The 1,489-nt window shown below is 76.9% G+C and carries 2 protein-coding genes and 1 pseudogene; all 3 read right to left on the minus strand.

From position 1 onward, the window contains the following. Positions 1-508: pseudogene (locus tag ACWEVO_RS36365) on the minus strand (PQQ-binding-like beta-propeller repeat protein); the annotation flags it as partial. A 54-nt stretch (positions 509-562) separates the two neighbouring features. Next, positions 563-1,045 carry an SRPBCC family protein gene (locus ACWEVO_RS36370; RefSeq protein WP_452311922.1) on the minus strand — a complete coding sequence of 161 codons (483 nt, stop codon included), beginning with the start codon at positions 1,043-1,045 and terminating at the stop codon, positions 563-565. Between the two features lie 114 nt (positions 1,046-1,159). Further along, positions 1,160-1,369 (minus strand): DUF397 domain-containing protein, encoded by a 210-nt coding sequence (locus tag ACWEVO_RS36375; RefSeq protein ID WP_452311923.1) that lies wholly within the window; start codon positions 1,367-1,369, stop codon positions 1,160-1,162. Between the last annotated feature and the right edge of the window lie 120 nt (positions 1,370-1,489).

Consider the following 1,489-nt stretch of genomic DNA (forward strand, 5'->3'; position numbering starts at 1 on the left):
ACCGGCCCGCCGCGGTCCGCGCGACGTGCAGCCCGGCCGGGTCCCACACCGTCGCGGCGTAGGTGCGGCGTGGCTTCGGCAGCGCGCCGGGCTCCGGCCCGTCGGCCCGCCAGGCCACCCGGCCGGTACGCGCGTCCAGCGCCACCAGCTTCCCGTCCGACCAGCGGCTGACCACGGTGGTGCCCTCGGCGAGCACCCCGTCGAGCTTGGCCGGCCAGCGCCGGTACGACCAGAACGGGGTCACCCGGTACCGCCGGTCGACCGGCTGGTCGGCGTACACCTGGCGGGCACCGGCGTAGACCCGGAGCCGGCCGTCCACGACCAGCGGGGCCACCGGAAGCCGGCCGATCACCCTGGGCCCGGGGTTCGGCGCCGCCGGGTACGCGCCCCGGGCGACCGTGCTGACCTCGGCCGGCGCGAGGACCCGGTGGACCACGACGGCCGCCGCCGCGACGGCGAGCACCACCGCGAGCGCCACCGCGATCCGCCGCCCCCCGGGCAACCCCATGCCACACCTCCGCCCGGCACCCTACCCACCGACACCGGGCGCCGGCGGATCGGCTCAGGCGGCTTCGGCGGAGCGACTGGGGGTGACCGCCACGGCGAGGTCGGCGAGGTCGCGGCGGAGGGCGCCCTCGACCGCCCGGGCGGCCAGGCCGCCGAGGATCAGCGCCAGCACCCGGCCGTACGGGGCGGTCGGCGCCGCCTGCTGCTCGACGGTGACCTCGGTGCAGCCCCGTCGGCGGCGTTCGACCGTCTGGAGTCGCCAGGTGATCCGGTAGTCCGCCCCGGCGCCCCGCGAGCTGAGCACCAGCCGGGTCGGAGCGACGGCCTCGACCACCACGAACTCCTCCGGCTCGGCGGCGCCGTCGGGCCGGACCCGGGTCTCGCACCAGGTGGTGCCGGGGCCGAAGGGGCCGCGGGTCAGCACGTCGACCGCGCCGACGGCGGAGAGCCACTCGGCCCGCGCCGGGAGGTCGGTGAGGAGCCGCCACACGTCGACGTCCTGCGCTTCGATGAATGCGCTAACCGTCACCGTCGACATGGCACCTCCCGTGTCGTCCACGGTACGGGGCGTGAACGGGAAACGGGGAGCCTTGCGGTGACATTTCCACCACCGGTGCCCCGAGCGGGGCACCGGGTTCCGGGGGCGCCGGGGTCAGCCGCGGAAGGCGGCGGCGCGGATCGCGGCGACGAACGCCGTCCAGCCCGGCGGGCTGACCGCGAGCGCCGGACCGGACGGGTCCTTCGAGTCGCGTACGCCCACCACGCCGTGCGCGGTGACCATGTTGGTCGCCACCTCGACGCAGAGGCCCTGGTCGTTGGAGCGGCTGCTGGTGCGCCACGCGGCGCCGGTCAGCTCGGTCATGCCTCGTTCCCTCCTGTTGCGCTGGGGCACGCCCAGGTCGCACCGCCGGACGTGCCGAGTCCGCGACGATCAACGGGGAACGCGACGTGCCCGGTCGCCCAGCGGGTGGGACCGGGCACG

Source organism: Micromonospora sp. NPDC003776, from assembly GCF_053605645.1.